Origin of the sequence: Cupriavidus sp. Agwp_2, from assembly GCF_040784895.1 — a bacterium.
Taxonomy (GTDB): Bacteria; Pseudomonadota; Gammaproteobacteria; order Burkholderiales; family Burkholderiaceae; genus Cupriavidus.
On sequence record NZ_CP088083.1, the window covers coordinates 1,514,302 to 1,529,950 of the forward strand.

The window sequence follows — 15,649 nt, forward strand, 5'->3', positions numbered from 1 at the left end:
CATGCCGGCTGGCGCTGCGGATTTGTCGCGATGATGCCGCGAAACCAGCGAAAACGCGCTGCGTTACGAATATTTGCGCTTTCCGATTCAATGACCCGCTGCCATACCCGCTACAATCGCTGCCCGTAGTTTTGAACATGGCATGTCGATAATGGGTTTGGGCTGGTTCGGATTTTCGACTTTCTGGGTGGTGCCGCTGGTCTGGCGGATGGCCGGGCGCTGGCTTGCCGGCGATCGCCGGCTGGCCGGGCCGGGTTCGCTGCGTACCTGGCTGGGTACGCTGGCCGTGCTGTGTGCCAGCGCCGGCCTGGAGGCGCTCACCAGCGGGGCCGACCCCGAGTCCACCGCGGGCGGTTCCGCCGGACGCGCGCTTGCCGGCATGTTCGGCAACCTGCTTGGCTGGACGGGTGCCTTGCTGCTGATGCTGGGGGTGCTGGCGCTGGCGGCACCCATGGTGTTCGGCGAAACCTGGCGCAGCCTGTTCGCGCGCAAGCCGCGCCACGCGGTGGCTCCCGATGCCGCGGCCGAGGAGCCGGCGCCGGCCTTCACCAATCCCTTCGCGAATCCCTTCACGCCGCAGGCGCCGCGCGACGCCGAACGCCGCGAGGCCGCTGCCGTCGCCCACGGCAACTGGAGCGCGCCGGCCCAGCGCCACCGCAGTTTCGAAGCAGTCTCGGCACGGCGCCAGCCCGCGTGGCAGCCGCCGCGGCGTACCCGTGAATCGCCGCCGCAGCCTGGCGAGATCTGGCTGCATGCTGCCGATGGCCCGACGGCGGGCAAGCCTGTGCGCGCTGCGGGAACCTCCGCTGCGGCGGGCGTTGCCCAGGCCGTTGCGCAGGCGGCGCCGGTACCGCGGCCCGCACCGGTTCCGGCCCCGACCCCGGCGCCACGCAAGCCCGCTGCAGCGCCGGCACCGGCCTCGGCGTCGGTGCCTGCGCGTCCTGCGCAACCACCGCGCGCGACCGTGGTCAGCAGCCCGTTCCGGCAGCCGCAGCCGCTGGTGCGCTCGTCGATCACGACATTGCCGGAGGCGCAGGCCAGGGCGGCGACTACGGCGCCATTGGCTGCGCTTTCGCCTGCCGCCGTGGCTGTGCCTGAGACGGCGGCCAGCGTTGTGCAGGCAGCGGTCGAGCCGGCGACTGCCATCGCCGAGCCCGCAGTGCCGGACACGCCGGTGGCAGAGGCCACCGCGACGGTGGCAACTCACGCGATTGTGATCGAGCCCGACACCGCGGCGCCGGTAGCTGCGGTGGAGGCGGCGGCCGTGCCGCCGGCCGTTGACGAAGTCATTGCCGACACTGACGCCGCCACGCTGGCAGCGATCCGGCAGGAAGCGCTGGACCTGCTGGCCGAGTTGCAGGCGCTGGCGCGCAAGGCTATCGCGCAGCCCGCGCCAGTCCCGGAAGTCACCGAAGTCCCTGAAGTCACCGAAGCCCCGGAAAGCGCCGAGATCACGCCGGCCGTGGACGACCTTGCCGACGCAACCGCTGGTGCGGCCGATATCGATGCTTCGCCACAGGTCGAGGCAGACGAAACACAGCCGGAAAGCCAGTCAGTAGTGTCCGCCGAGCCGTCTGATGACATTGCCGATGCCGATACCGATGCCGATGCCGTGGCACAGGCGGTTATTACCTCGGCGATGGAGGAGGGGAGCGGGGCTGCACCGGTCTCGGCCGACCCCGTCGCTGACCGGGACACGGAAACGCCGATGGACGGTAACGGCCTCGTAGGCGAAGCCCTTGCCGATACGGAAACAGTTGAAGCTGCTGGCGAGGCGGAGGTTGTTGAGGCCGCTGGGGTCGTTGAAGCCGCTGCGGTTGTTGAGGCCGCCGAGGTCGTTGAACCTGCTGAGGTTGTGGAGGCCGCTGAACCCGCTGAGGTAGTAGAGGCAGTAGAGGCAGTTGACTCTGTTGAAACAGTCGAGTCATCTGCGGCCACCGAGCCTGAGGAAGAGGTAGCGGCCACCGTGGTCGAGGCGGCAGCAGAACCTGCAGAAGCCACCGCCGTAGCCGAGCCGGCAACGCCCGAGATCGCCTTGCCCGTGGCCAAGCCCCGCATCGTCCTGCCGGCCGTGGTCGGCCGGACGGTGCCGCTGGCCGCGACACAGCTCGCTCCCGCACCCGCACCCGCCCCGGCTCCCGCCCCGGCTCCCGCCCCGGCTCACGTGCCGCCCGCTCCCCGCCCGCCGGTGGACTACCGCCTGCCGCCCGCCGACCTGCTGGAAAACCAGGTCGACAGCGGCGAACAGGTGTCGGAAGAACGCTTGCGCGAAACCGGTGAACTGATCGCGCAGCGGCTGGCCGAGTTCAAGGTGCCCGTCGCCGTGGTCGGCGCCGATGCCGGCCCGGTCATCACGCGCTTCGAGGTAGAGCCCGCCATGGGCGTGCGTGGCGCGCAAGTCGTCGGCCTGATGAAGGACCTGGCCCGCGCGCTCGGCGTGACCTCGATCCGCGTGGTCGAGACCATCCCCGGCAAGACCTGCATGGGCCTGGAGCTGCCCAATGCGCGCCGGCAGATGATCCGGCTGTCCGAGATCGTCAAGGCCGCCTCGTTCCAGGCGCACCATTCGCGCCTGGTGCTGGCGATGGGCAAGGACATCACCGGCAACCCGGTGGTCACCGACCTGGCGCGCGCGCCGCACTTGCTGGTGGCAGGTACCACCGGCTCGGGCAAGTCGGTCGCGGTCAACGCGATGATCCTGTCGATGCTGTACAAGGCCACGCCGGAAGAAGTGCGCCTGATCATGATCGACCCCAAGATGCTCGAGTTGTCGGTCTATGAGGGCATTCCGCACCTGCTGTCGCCGGTGGTAACCGACATGAAGCAGGCCGCGCACGCGCTTAACTGGTGCGTCGGCGAGATGGAAAAGCGCTACAAGCTGATGTCGGCGCTGGGCGTTCGCAACCTGGCCGGCTACAACCAGAAGATCCGCGCCGCCGAGGCTGCCGAGCGCAAGGTGCCCAACCCGTTCTCGCTGACGCCGGAGGCGCCCGAGCCGCTGTCGAGGCTGCCGATGATCGTGGTGGTGATCGATGAACTGGCCGACCTGATGATGGTCGCCGGCAAAAAGATCGAAGAACTGATCGCGCGCCTGGCCCAGAAGGCCCGCGCCGCCGGCATTCACCTGATCCTGGCGACGCAGCGCCCGTCGGTCGACGTGATCACGGGGCTGATCAAGGCCAATATCCCGACGCGGGTGGCATTCCAGGTCTCGTCCAAGATCGATTCGCGCACCATCCTCGACCAGATGGGCGCTGAAAGCCTGCTGGGCCAGGGCGACATGCTGTTCCTGCCGCCGGGCACCGGCTACCCGCAGCGCGTGCATGGCGCCTTCGTCGCCGACGAGGAAGTGCACCGCGTGGTGGAGCACTGGAAGCAGTTCGGCGAGCCGGACTACGATGAAGCCATCCTGGCCGGCGACCCGGCCGAAGCCAGCAGCGCCGACCTGTTCGGCGAGGGCGGCGGCGATGGCGAAGCCGACCCGCTGTACGACGAAGCCGCGTCCTTCGTGCTGACCAGCCGGCGCGCCTCGATCTCCGCGGTGCAGCGCCAGCTGCGCATCGGCTACAACCGCGCGGCGCGGCTGATCGAGCAGATGGAAGCCGCCGGGCTGGTGTCGCCGATGGGCCGCAACGGCGCGCGCGACGTGCTGGCGCCGGGGCCGGCGGACTGACGCAACGTTACCTGCCGGAGAACGCGATGGCGCTCGAGCATGGAAGCCTGCTGGCCGATGTGCCGGTGAACCTGATGGAAGAAGTGTTCCAGCCGCTGCTGGCGCGGCCGGGCCTGAAGATCGAGCGGATCGTCTCCAACGGGCAGGCCAGTCCGCAAGGGTCCTGGTATGACAGCGCGGAAGGGGAATGGGTGTTGCTGGTCAGCGGCAGTGCCGCGCTGGAAGTGGAAGGCGAGCCGGCATTGCGGGTGATGCAGCCGGGGCAATGGCTGCATCTGCCCGCGCATTGCCGGCATCGGGTGGCGTGGACGGATGCGGCGCAGCCTACGGTGTGGCTGGCCGTGCATTACGATGCCGCCGACAAGGCGGCTGCGCCTCAGCGCGCTGACTGATCCGGAAACACCGGCTCCCCCAGATTCAGCATCAACCGGTTCGCCCACGCAAAGATTGCAACCGAGTGGATCAGGTCTAGGATCTCCGCATCCGACACCCCCACATCGCGCAGCGGCTTGAGCTGTGCCGCCGTCACCTCCGCCGGCCGCTCCGTCAGTTCGATCGAGAACTGCGCGATCGCCTTTTCCCGCGCCGTGGTGCCCGCCGTGCGCGGGTCCTCGAACACCTCCTTGATCACGTCGTTGCGCTTGGCCAGTTGCTCGAAGCGCTGTGCATGCACCGATGCGCAATACACACAGCCATTGATGCGCGACACCACCGTGGTGGCCAGCTCGCGCTCGGCGCGCGGCATGCCGCCGGGCGCGTACATGATGGCGTTGAAAGCGGTGGAACGCTGGCGCAGGATCTCGGGCTGGTGCACCAGGAAGCGGTAATAGTCCTGCACCTTGGCCTTGGGATGGCTTTCTTCGAGAACGGCAATCTGCTCGGGCGTGGCCTGGTCCAGTTCGACGATATCGAGCCAGGCCTTCCAGTCCAGCACTTCATTGGTAAAACCGTGGGATTGGATGATCTCGCTCATGCCTGGGCTCCTGCGTTGTCATTCAAGTCCTTCAGGGCGTCCAGTCCGGCGACGAGGCGGACCTGGTACGACAGGAAGGCAATCAGCTGCGCCAGCGTAACCACGGCGGGCGTGCTCAGGCCCGCGGCGGGCAGCGCCTGCAGCGCGGCCTGGTCGCCTTCGACGGGCTTTTCGATCAGCGTGCGGGTGAAAACGAGTATCGCGTGCAGGCGCGGGTCGGCGATGTCCTGCGGCTGCCCTTCGGCGGCGGCGCGCACCTGCGCGGCTTCGGCGCCGAGTTGTTCCAGCCGCGCGCGGTAGTGCGCCGCCAGCGCCGCGGACGGCGTCAGCCGTGCCGCGTACAGCGCGACCAGCAGGCGTTCTGCGAGCGACAGGCCGGGCAGGGCCGGGTCGAACAGGGCGTCATAGCTGCCTTGCGTGGCGGCCACGACCTTGTTGCGCTGGTGGCGCAGCGCATGGGTGGCGCTGCCGGGCGCCAGGCCGGTGAGCTGGTCGATCAGGTCGACCGCGGGGGCGGAGGTCTGGGTCATCGGACTCTCTTGGTTCGGGTATCGGTTCAAAGGGTTACGGTCAGGCCTGCGCGGTGCGCAGTGCCGGCGGCAGCGCCGGGGTCCATTCGTCGCCGAAGACTTCAGGTTCGGCAAAGGCCTGCAGCGCTGCGTAGTGCAGTTCGACGTCTTCCTGGTACAGCAGCGCGGCGATGCCCTGGCCGAGCCGGCGCGCGCCGTCGCTGATCGCCGGGATATCGCCGGAAATGGTGCCGTGCGACAGCGCCGCCGGGTAGCAGAAGCAGTGGATACGCGACAGGCCCGGGCACGCGCCCGGGGTTTTTTCCTGGAATTCAAAGGATTCGCCCAGGTCCGGCGAATCGGACAGTTCGCGGTCTTCCTGCCCTGCCGGCGGCACGTAGCGGTCGCGCCAGTAGCGGATATGCGGGGCAAAGGCGGCAAATTCCCGCCGCGTATCCAGGTCAATGCGGAAGCCGGTCGAGAAGATCAGGAAATCGAGTTCGAAGGTGCCTTGCGGCGTCCTGGCGACGAGCACGTCGCCACGCATTTCGACCGATTCCAGCGCCGCGCCCAGGTTGAAATGCGCATTGGCATGACCCGACACGCGCAGCGTGCTGCCGCGCGGCGGCGGCACCTGCTCGGCGTTGATGTAATGGCGCAGCCGCCATTTCCAGGCATCCGGCAGGCCATAGTGGCCGTGGGTCAGGCCCGGGTTGCCGGCGCCCTTGCTCTTGTTGACGCGCGGGATGTCCTGGCGCCGAACCAGCATCTCGACGCTGGCAGCGCCGGCTTCAAGCGCGGTGGCGGCGCTGTCCATCGCCGACGCACCGGCGCCGACCACACCCACGCGCTTGCCGCGCAGCGTGGCGTAGTCCATCTCGTCGGACGAATGCGCCCACAGCTGGCGCGGCAGCGCATGCGCCAGCGGCGGCACGTAGGCGCCGCCGAGGCCATCGCGGCCGGTCGCCAGCACCACGCGGCGCGCGAGGACAGTCAGCGGGCCGTCGGGGCCCTGCATCGACAGCGACACCAGGCCATCGGCGCGCGGCACGATCTGTTCGACGCGGTGCTCGTTGCGGATATCGAGCTCCAGCACCTGTCGATACCAGCGCAGGTAGTCCATCCACTGCAACCGCGGGATCTTGTCCAGCGCCTGCCACGCAGCGTCTCCGAACTGCGCCTCGAACCAGGCGCGGAAGGTCAGCGCCGGCAGGCCCAGCGCCGGGCCGGTCAGCTGCTTGGGCGAACGCAGTGTTTCCATGCGCGCCGTGGTGGCCCAGGGGCCTTCGAAGCCGGCCGGCGCGCGGTCGAAGGCGCGCACGCGGATGCCAAGGTGCGCCAGCGTGGCGCTGGCCGTCAGGCCAGCCATGCCGCCGCCGATCACGGCGACGTCCAGCACGTCATGGCCGTCGTGGGTACGTGGCATGGTCCACGGTTTGGCGGGTAGTTCCAGCCAGGACAGGTCCTGGCGCAGGCGTGCCTCGAGTGCGGACAGGCCGGCGGGGGTGGGAGTGGTTGGGTCAGTCATGGCTGGGAAGGTCGGTATCTGGTGAAAGCAAGTCGGTGCCATCGCTGGCGTCTCCGTACAGCGATTGCAGCAGCGCGCCGTGCTCGGCCGGGTCGCGCATCAGCAGGTCAGGCAGCAGCGCCGCGGCGGCATCGGCCACCGCCTGCACCAGCCCCAGCACCGCGGTACTGGCCGGGCGCGCCTGCGGCGTGATGACGCCGAAATAGAACGGGATATCCGCGTCGATCGGGCGCACGGCAATGTCGGTCAGCGGCAGCCCGCGCGCGGTCACGGGCTCCAGCAGCGCGATGCCGAGGCCGGCGCGCACCAGCGTCAGCGCGTTGATCGAGGTGTTGGTGTCGATCACGCCGGCCGCCGGCACGCCCGCACTGGCCAGCGCCCGGTCCACGCGGCGGCGCAGCCGGTAGGGGTTGTGCATGGTCACGATGCGGCGCGCGCGGCAATCCTGCAGCGAGACCGACGCTTGCGCCGCGAGCGCATCGCTGGCCCGCACCGCCGCCACGCAAGCCGACTGGCCAATCCAGTGCACGGTCACGCCGCGGTGCTCGAGCGGCAGGCTGTTTAGGCCGATGTCGGCGGCACCAGTCAGCACGGCATGCACCACCTGTTCCGGCGACACGCCTTGCACGGCCACCCGTTCCGGCGCGCACAGGCCGCGCTCGAACGCCAGCGCCAGCGCGGGCGGCAGCAGGCCCGCGGCCAGTGCCGGCGTGGCCGCGATGCGCAGTGGCCGGCCGTCGCCGCGCGCCAGCGCCGCGGCGCGGTTGCGGATCTGCTGCATGCCGGCCAGCGTCTGCTCGACCTCGTCGTAGAGCAGGAAGCCTTGCTCGGTCGGACTGACACGCGGGCCGCTGCGCGTAAACAGCGCAAAGCCGAGTTCGGCCTCCAGCTCCTGGATCAGGCGCGTGATGGCCGGCTGCGAGCGGCCCAGCAGGCGCCCCGCGGCGGTGACGCTGCCGGTGGTCACGACGGCGGCGAAGGCTTCCAGTTGCCGGATTTCCATTGGCGTTGGCTATGTATGTGTAAATTGGATTCTGACGTGCTCATCATGCAAATGGCAAATACTATTTCGGGATATGTCTATGCCGCAGCTATGATGTAGAGATGCCGGGCGCACACCGGCCCACCAAAGTGACCCCACAGAAGGACCCCACCAAAGGACCCCACCAAAGGACCCCACCAAAGGACCCCACCAAAGGACCCATTAAAAGGACGGATGTTTTGGCCTGGCTCCGTGGCAATCAGCAGAAGGACGGCACGCCCATGCTCTGGCGCATCGCGCTTTGGGTGCTCGCCGCGGCACTCGCTGGCGTGGGGCCAGCCAAGGCGGCCGACCCCTTGCGGGTCGGCTCCAAGCGCTTTACCGAGTCCTACATCCTTGGCGAACTGCTGACGCAGGCCGCCGGACCGCGCGGCATCGCGCAGCACCAGCAGGGGCTGGGCAATACTGCGATCGTGTTCGAGGCGCTCAAGGCCGGCAGCATCGACCTGTATCCCGACTACACCGGCACGCTCGCTGCCGAGATCCTGAAGCTGCCGCCGGGCGCCGGCCTGGATGCAATCCAGCGGGCACTGGCCCCGCTGGGGCTGGGCGCCGCGATCCCGCTCGGCTTCGAAAACACCTATGCACTGGCCGTCTCCGATACCCGCCCGCCCCACCTGCGCCGTCTCAGCGACCTGGCCGCCCAGCCGCGGCTGCGGCTGGGCCTGTCGCACGAGTTCCTCGGCCGGGCGGACGGCTGGCAGGGCCTTGCCAGCCGCTATCGCCTGCCGCAGCATCCGATCGGGCTGGACCACGGCGTTGCCTATGAGGCGCTGGCTGCAGGGCAGGTCGATGCGATCGACATCTATTCGACCGACGCCAAGATCCTCAAGTACCGGTTGCGCGTGCTGGAGGACGACCGGCGCTATTTCCCGCGCTATGACGCCGTGGTGGTGTACCGCCTGGACCTGCCGCAGCGCTTCCCGCAGGCGTGGCAGGCGCTGCAGCGCTTGTCGGGCCGCATCAGCGCGGCCGACATGGTGGCGATGAACGCGGCGGCGGAGATCGACCGCAAGCCGTTCGATGCCGTCGCGCGCGAGTTCCTGGCGCATGGCTCGAATCCCGGCAACCCGGCCGCAGTGCCGGCGTCCGCGGCTTCAGGCAGCAACGATCGCCGCCTGCTGGGCGCGCTGCTTGGCCCCGACACCAACCGGCTGGCACGGCGCCATGTCGGCCTGGTGGCCGGTGCGGTCGGCGCTGCCACGCTGGCCGGCGTGCCGCTGGGCATTTTGGCCGCGCGCCGCCGGCGCACCGGGCAAGTGGTGCTGGGCGCCGTCAGTGTGCTGCAGACCGTGCCGTCGCTGGCCTTGCTGGCGATGCTGATCCCGCTGCTGGGCCGCATCGGCGTGTGGCCGGCGCTGGTGGCGCTGTTCCTGTATGCGCTGCTGCCGATCGTGCGCAACACCGCCACCGGACTGGAGCAGGTGTCGCCGGGCATGCGCGACGCGGCGCGCGCGCTGGGCCTGCGCAGCGGCCAGGTATTGCGCTATGTCGAATTGCCGCTGGCGCTGCCGGTGCTGCTGGCCGGCGTCAAGACCGCCGCCATCATCAGCGTGGGCACGGCCACCATCGCGGCTTTCGTCGGCGCCGGCGGATTTGGCGAGCGCATCGCCACCGGGCTGGCGCTTAACGACACCACGCTGCTGCTGGCCGGCGCGATCCCGGCGGCGGTGCTGGCGCTCGTCGTGCAGGCCGCGTTCGAGACGCTGGAATGGGCGCTGCGCCGCCACCGCGACGCGCGCTGACGGGGCTCAGGCGGACTGTTGCGCGATCAGCCGCCCGAGCGTGGCAATCGCCGCCTCCGCCTCGTCGTTCCACAAATGCCCGTAGTTGAGCCGGATGCAGTTGCGGTAGCCCTGCCGCGCCGAGAAGATCGGCCCCGGCGCCAGCCCGATGCCGGCCTCCAGCGCGGCATGGTGCAGCGCCAGCGCGTCAAAACCCGGCGCAAACTCGACCCACAGGAAGTACCCGCCATCCGGACGCGACACGCGCACGCCTTCCGGAAAATGCCGGCCGATGGCGTCGAGCATCTGGCCCTGCTGCATCTCCAGCACATGGCGCAGGCGGCGCAGGTGCTTGTCGTAGCCGCCGTGCTGCAGGTACTCGGCCAGCGCCACTTGGGTCGGCACGCCGGCCGACAGCGTGGTCATCAGCTTGAGCCGCTGGATCGCCTCGCCGAAGCGGCCCGGCGCCACCCAGCCGATGCGGAACCCTGGCGACAGCGTCTTCGAGAACGAACTGCAATGCATGACGAGCCCTTGCGTATCGAAGGCCTTGGCCGGCAGCGGGCAGCGGTTGCCGAAGTAAAGCTCGCCATAGACGTCGTCCTCGATCAGCGGCACCTGGTGGCGCGCGAGCAGGGCTACCAGCGCCTTCTTCTTGTCTTCCGACATGCTGGCGCCGAGCGGATTCTGGAACTGCGTCATGAACCAGCAGGCCTTGACCGGGTGGCGCGACAGCGCGTTGTCGAGCGCGCCCAGGTCGATGCCCTCGGCCGGATCGACCGGGATCTCCAGCGCCTTGAGCCGCAGCCGCTCCAGCGCCTGCAGCGCGGCATAGAAGCCCGGCGACTCGATCGCGACCACGTCGCCCGGCTGGGTCACGGCCATCAGGCACAGGTTCAGCGCCTCCAGCGCGCCGTTGGTGACGACCAGGTCTTCGGCTGGCTGCGGCGCGCCCGCGCCGAGGTAGCGCAGCGCGATCTGCCGGCGCAGCGCGGTGTTGCCGGGCGGAAGGTCGTTGACCGAATACCACGGATCCAGCGCACGGCCGGCGCGCGCCAGCGACTTGCCCAGCCGCTCCCACGGGAACAGCTCGGGCGACGGGAAGGCCGAGCCGAACTGCACCAGCTTGCGGTCGCGCGCGCCCTCCAGCACCGCGAACACCAGCTTGGAGATGTCGACCTGGGTCGAAACCTGCCGCGACGGCCGCGCCTGCGGCTGTGGCATATCGCGCCGTGCCGGCCCCGCCACGTAGTAGCCGGAACGCTCGCGCGCGCGCACCAGGCCGCGCTCCTCCAGCCGGTAGTAAGCCTGGAACGCGGTGGAGGGGCTGACGCCGTATTGCGCCACGGTCTTGCGGATCGATGGCAGGCGCGTGCCTGGGGGCAGGCTGCCGTTGCGGATATCGGCGGCCAGGGTCTCGGCGAGGGCTTCGTACCGTTTCATGGAGCGCTGTCGGGAGCGGAGGGCGGTCGTGCCATTATCGCCGCGTGCGGCCAACTGATACGTAAATTTTCCCGGTATCTGATGCTGTTACGGCTGGCGCCTGACGGCCATAATCGGTCCTGACCGCCAGAGGCATTTCTGCAAGGAGAGGCAATGAACCCATTCAGGCTGTTGCGGACCGTGCTGTGGGGCTTCTTTGGCCTGCGCAAGGGCCAGGAGCACCAGCGCGACCTGGAAAACCTGCGTCCCGTCCCGCTGATCCTGACCGGCGTGGCCGTCGCCGCCGGGCTGGTGGTCTGCCTGGTGCTGGCCGCCAACTGGGCCGTTTCCACGGCATCATCAGCGGCAACCGCGGTGCCGACGGTGACGATGGCCTGAGCGGCAGCGTCACGCGACTTATCCACCACAACGAAAAACTGACTGTCCCCATGTTTCGCCCGACCGGGCGGCATCGCGCCGCCGCATTGCTGCCGGCGCAATGGCTGCCCTGGCTGTGGCTATCCCTCGCACTGCTGCTTGCGTGGCCGGTCCGCCCGGCACTGGCTGCCGGCGCCACCGATGCACAGCAGGTCGAGCGAGGCCGCTACCTCGCGCGCGTCGCCAACTGCGCCGCATGCCATACCCGCGAAGGCGGCAAGCCGTTTGCCGGCGGCTTGCCAATCCGCACCGCCGTCGGCACCCTCCACTCGACCAATATCACCCCCGACGCCACCACCGGCATCGGCGCCTATACCTTGGCCGAATTCGACCGCGCGCTGCGGCAGGGCGTGGCGCGCGACGGCAAGCGCCTTTATCCGGCCATGCCGTACCCGTCCTACGCGCGCATGCGCGCCGACGACGTGGCCGCGCTGTATGCCTACCTGCGCGCGGAAGTCGGGCCGGTGGCGCAGACCAACACGGCGCCGCAGCTTCGCTTTCCGTACGGCATGCGCTCGCTGCTGTCGGTGTGGAACCTGCTGTTCCTTGACGATGACCCGGTGCGCACCGAGCCCGCGCGCGGAGACGCATGGAACCGCGGCGCCTACCTGGTGCAGGCGGTGGCCCACTGCGGCGCCTGCCATACGCCGCGCGGCCGGCTGTTCGCGGAGAAGGGCCTGGACGAGCGCAGCCGCCACTTCCTGTCCGGCGCCAGCGTGGAAGGCTGGTCCGCGACCAACCTGACCGGCGACCAGATCACCGGCCTGGGCGCCTGGTCGCGCGCGGACATCGCCGAGTTCCTGCGCACCGGGCGCAACGGTCATGCGACCTCGTTCGGGCCGATGTCCACCGTCATCTCCACCGCCACGCAGTACATGAGTCCGGCCGACCTCGATGCCGTGGCGGCCTACCTCAAGTCGCTGCCCGGCGCGCGTGGGGAGGACAAGCCGTTCCGCCCCGATCCGGCCACCGCGCGGCAATTGCAGCAGGGCCGCTTCGACTTGCCGGGCGCGCGCCAGTACGCGGTGTACTGCATGCCGTGCCATGGCGCAGACGGCAAGGGCTTCGCGCGCGTGTTCCCGCCGCTGGCCGGCAACCCGACCGTGGCCGATCCCGATCCGGCCTCGCTGGTCAACCTGCTGCTCGATGGCGCCGTGACCGCGCGCGTCGGCACCGCCGCCACCGACTACCACATGCCCGGCTATGGCTGGACGCTGGACGACCAGGAACTGGCCAGCGTGCTGACTTTTATCCGGGGCGGCTGGGGCAACCGTGCCGGCCCGGTGACCGAAGCCGAAGTCGCCGCGCGGCGCAAGGCGCTGGCGGCACAGCGCTGAGGCCAGGCGTTCCGGCACGCACCGATTACCGATGAGCATCCGATGACGATCACGCGCAGAGACTTCCTCAACGGCACCGCGTTGACCATTGCCGCCGGGCTGGCCCCGGTGCAATGGGTGAATGCGCAGCAGGGCGGGGCGGCCAGCCCTGGCTACCCTCCGTCACTGACTGGCCTGCGCGGCAATCACGAGGGGACGTATACGCTGGCCCACAGCCTGGCGCGCGAGGGGGCGAAGTATCCCGTGGTGCTGGCGCGCGAGGCCTTCGACCTGGTCGTGGTCGGCGGCGGACTGAGCGGACTGGCCGCGGCGTGGTTCTACCGGCGCCGCTTCGGCGCCGCCCGGCGCATCCTGATCCTGGACAACCACGACGACTTCGGCGGCCATGCCAAGCGCAATGAATTCACGGTGCGCGGCAAGCGGCTGGTGACCTACGGCGGCAGCGCCGAGATGCCGCCCGGCGCGGTCAGTGACGCCGCCATGCGTGAGTTGCTGGCCGGCATCGGCCTCGATCCCGCGCGCCCGCCGGCGGGCACGCCGTCAGACCCATATGCCGCACTGGGCATGGGTCGCGCGGTGTTCTTCGATGCCGAGCATTTCGGCCGCGACCAGTGGGTCGGCGGCGATCCCTTCGGCGAGCTGTTTGATGCACGCAGTGGCCTGCGCGCGCAGGGCGCTGACGCCGTGGCCCTGCAGCGCTTCCTCGACCTGGCGCCGCTGCCCGCGGCGGACCGCGCCGCGCTGTCCCGCCTGGCTGCCGGCACCGCCGACTACTTGCCCGGCCTGGAAGGCACTGCCCGCGCCGCTGCGCTGCGCACCATGCGCTACGCCGCCTTCCTGCGCGACAAGGCCGGACTCGGCCTGCCAGGGCTGCGCTTCCTGCGCAGCCGCAGCAACGACGCCTATGCGCTCGATGCCGACGGCATATCGGTGGCTGACGCCATCGCGATCGGGTTGCCCGCCGGCGCCAGCATGCCCGCGCCGGCGGGCAACCCCAGGCTGGGCAAGTCGCCCGCCTCGCGGCTGTGGTTCCCGGATGGCAACGCCTCGCTGGCGCGGCTGCTGGTGCACAGCCTGATTCCCGGCGTGGCGTCGTTTGGCACCCCGGTCGACGTGGCCGGCGCCGCCTTCGACTACAGCCGGCTGGACCGCGACGGCGCGCCGGTGCGGCTGCGCCTGAACAGCACCGCGATCGCGGTCGAGCCCGACGGCAACATCACCCGGGTGACCTACGGATGGAGCGGCAACCTGCATCGGGTCGAGGCGCGCCATGTGGTGCTGGCCGGCTACAACATGATGATCCCGCACCTGCTGCCGTCGCTGCCAGCGGCGCAGAAGGCGGTGCTGCGCGACGAGGCCAAGGCGCCGCTGGTCTACACCAAAGTGGCGCTGGACCACTGGCAGGCCTTCGCCACACTGCGCACGCGGCGCATCCATGCACCCGCCATGCCGTACAGCGACCTGTGGCTGGAGCCGCCCGCGGGCACCCGCCCGTCCGACCCCGCGGTGCTGCACATGCTTTATGTGCCAACCGTGCCCGACAGCGGCATGCGCGCGCGCGAGCGCTTCCGCGCCGGGCGGGCCTTCCTGCTCGGCACGCCGTTCGACGCGCTGGAGCGCGACATCCGCACGCAGCTGGACCGGATGCTGGCGCCGGCCGGCTTCAGCGCCAGCAAAGTGATCCGCGGCATTACGGTGAACCGCTGGGCGCACGGCTACAGCTATATGCCGGACAGCGTGGCCGGCGAAAACGTGGCTGCCGATGCGGCCTGGCCGAATCTGGCGGGGCTTGGCAACGTCAGCATTGCCAATAGCGACAACGCCGGGAGCCCGTCGGTGACGGCGGCGGTCAGCCAGGGCAAGCGGGCGGTGGAGCGGCTGCCGGGGTAACAGGGAAGGCGTTTGCCGGGCAATGCGCGCGCGGTCAGCCAGCGCGCCCGGTCGTCAAGTCCTCGATCTCGTCGTCCTTGTCCTGCCACTGCTGTGCCAGCCAGTGATGGAACTCGGTGCGGAACGCCTTGTTGGTGGCGTAGTCGGCCTCGCAGAACGAAGGCGGCACCGGCAACTGGTGCATGCGCACCACCACCATGCCGGCGCGGCCGCAAGCCAGGTCCCAGAAGCTCGGCACGCCGTCGGGATAGGCGATGGTCACGTCGATCATCGAGCGGAAGCGCGTTCCCATTGCATTCAGCGCCACCGCCAGCCCGCCTGCCTTGGGCTTCAGCAGGTGGCGGTATGGCGAGGCCTGCGCCGCACGCTTGGCCTCGGTAAAGCGCGTGCCTTCGGCAAATACCATCACACTGGTCGGCACCAGCGAAAATTTCTCGCACGCGCGCCGCGCCGTTTCCTGGTCCTGGCGCCGCAGCGCAGGGTTGCGGCGCAGTTCCGCCTTGCCATGCCGTTTCATGAACGGGAAGTCCAGCGCCCACCAGGCCAGCCCGATCACCGGCACGTAGATCAACTGCTGCTTCAGGAAAAACTTCAGCAACGGGATGCGCCGGTTCAGCGCGCGCTGCAGCACAAAGATATCGGCCCACGACTGGTGGTTGCAGTTGACCAGGTACCAGTCCGCATAGCGCAGCCCGGTATTGCCCTGGATATCCCACGGCGCCTGCTGGATGCGCGCGAACCAGCCGGACGTACAGGAAATCCACGCCGTGGCAATCCCGTTCAGCATGGGATCGATGCGCCGGCGGACCGCGGCGAACGGCAGCGCCAGCTTCAGCAGCGCCAGCGGGAACAACAGCGCGCACCAGAACAGGGTGCTGGCAACCAGCACGATCCAGCTGACGATGCCGGTGATCCACCCAAAGCGGCCGCGCGGCAAGGGCAGGGTGCGATGAGACCCGGAGGATGCGCTGGATTGACCAGCATCGGCGGCACGGGGCGTGCCGGATGGCGAGGTAGGAAAAGTCATGGATGCCAGTTTGCTAGCTCTCGGCGGATAAAGGCTTGAGCAGAGTCAAGGCGGGCAGTACGAATCTGGAGCCGCAGGACACAGTT

General features: G+C 69.5%; 12 protein-coding genes. 6 read left to right on the forward strand and 6 right to left on the reverse strand.

The genetic code is table 11. From position 1 onward, the window contains the following. The first annotated feature begins 151 nt into the window (after nt 1-151). A complete protein-coding gene (locus LPA45_RS07060; RefSeq protein ID WP_317922101.1) occupies nt 152-3,673 on the forward strand; it encodes a DNA translocase FtsK 4TM domain-containing protein in 3,522 nt (1,173 codons plus the stop codon). Between the two features lie 26 nt (nt 3,674-3,699). After that, a complete protein-coding gene (locus LPA45_RS07065) occupies nt 3,700-4,065 on the forward strand; it encodes a cupin domain-containing protein (RefSeq protein ID WP_116320947.1) in 366 nt (121 codons plus the stop codon). Here the strand turns inward: LPA45_RS07065 and LPA45_RS07070 are convergent. The 4 genes from LPA45_RS07070 to LPA45_RS07085 are packed head-to-tail and all read right to left on the reverse strand — an operon-like array spanning nt 4,050 to nt 7,686. Next, nucleotides 4,050-4,646 carry a peroxidase-related enzyme gene (locus LPA45_RS07070; RefSeq protein WP_116320946.1) on the reverse strand — a complete coding sequence of 199 codons (597 nt, stop codon included), beginning with the start codon at nt 4,644-4,646 and terminating at the stop codon, nt 4,050-4,052. The two genes, LPA45_RS07065 and LPA45_RS07070, sit on opposite strands and share 16 nt — an antisense overlap. Further along, nucleotides 4,643-5,176 carry a CMD domain protein gene (locus LPA45_RS07075; RefSeq protein ID WP_116320945.1) on the reverse strand — a complete coding sequence of 178 codons (534 nt, stop codon included), beginning with the start codon at nt 5,174-5,176 and terminating at the stop codon, nt 4,643-4,645. Before LPA45_RS07075 ends, LPA45_RS07070 begins: the two co-directional genes overlap by 4 nt. A gap of 40 nt (nt 5,177-5,216) precedes the next feature. Continuing rightward, nucleotides 5,217-6,683: an FAD-dependent oxidoreductase gene (locus tag LPA45_RS07080; protein ID WP_317922088.1), complete on the reverse strand. Its 1,467-nt coding sequence runs from the start codon at nt 6,681-6,683 to the stop codon at nt 5,217-5,219. Next, on the reverse strand, nt 6,676-7,686 hold the full coding sequence (locus LPA45_RS07085) for a LysR family transcriptional regulator (protein ID WP_116320943.1): 1,011 nt from the start codon (nt 7,684-7,686) through the stop codon (nt 6,676-6,678). The genes LPA45_RS07080 and LPA45_RS07085 overlap by 8 nt, the downstream gene beginning before the upstream one ends. A 260-nt stretch (nt 7,687-7,946) precedes the next feature. On the opposite strand from LPA45_RS07085, the gene LPA45_RS07090 reads away from it, so the two are divergent. Further along, nucleotides 7,947-9,470: a glycine betaine ABC transporter substrate-binding protein gene (locus LPA45_RS07090; RefSeq protein ID WP_317922090.1), complete on the forward strand. Its 1,524-nt coding sequence runs from the start codon at nt 7,947-7,949 to the stop codon at nt 9,468-9,470. Between the two features lie 6 nt (nt 9,471-9,476). Here LPA45_RS07090 and LPA45_RS07095 read toward each other — a convergent pair whose 3' ends face one another. Then, on the reverse strand, nt 9,477-10,892 hold the full coding sequence (locus LPA45_RS07095; protein WP_317922091.1) for a PLP-dependent aminotransferase family protein: 1,416 nt from the start codon (nt 10,890-10,892) through the stop codon (nt 9,477-9,479). Between the two features lie 153 nt (nt 10,893-11,045). Here LPA45_RS07095 and LPA45_RS07100 point away from each other — a divergent pair, with 153 nt between their 5' ends. Genes LPA45_RS07100 through LPA45_RS07110 form a run of 3 tightly spaced genes read left to right on the forward strand, consistent with a single transcriptional unit; the run spans nt 11,046 to nt 14,536 of the window. After that, on the forward strand, nt 11,046-11,270 hold the full coding sequence (locus tag LPA45_RS07100) for a DUF2970 domain-containing protein (RefSeq protein ID WP_116320941.1): 225 nt from the start codon (nt 11,046-11,048) through the stop codon (nt 11,268-11,270). 50 nt (nt 11,271-11,320) lie between these two features. Further along, nucleotides 11,321-12,646, forward strand: coding sequence for a cytochrome c (locus LPA45_RS07105; protein WP_116320940.1), 1,326 nt, complete (start codon nt 11,321-11,323; stop codon nt 12,644-12,646). A 42-nt stretch (nt 12,647-12,688) separates the two neighbouring features. Further along, complete coding sequence (locus LPA45_RS07110; protein ID WP_116320939.1) at nt 12,689-14,536, forward strand: FAD/NAD(P)-binding protein; 1,848 nt, start codon at nt 12,689-12,691, stop codon at nt 14,534-14,536. A 34-nt stretch (nt 14,537-14,570) separates the two neighbouring features. On the opposite strand, the gene LPA45_RS07115 is transcribed toward LPA45_RS07110, so the two are convergent. Then, nucleotides 14,571-15,473: an acyltransferase gene (locus LPA45_RS07115; protein ID WP_116320938.1), complete on the reverse strand. Its 903-nt coding sequence runs from the start codon at nt 15,471-15,473 to the stop codon at nt 14,571-14,573. Between the last annotated feature and the right edge of the window lie 176 nt (nt 15,474-15,649).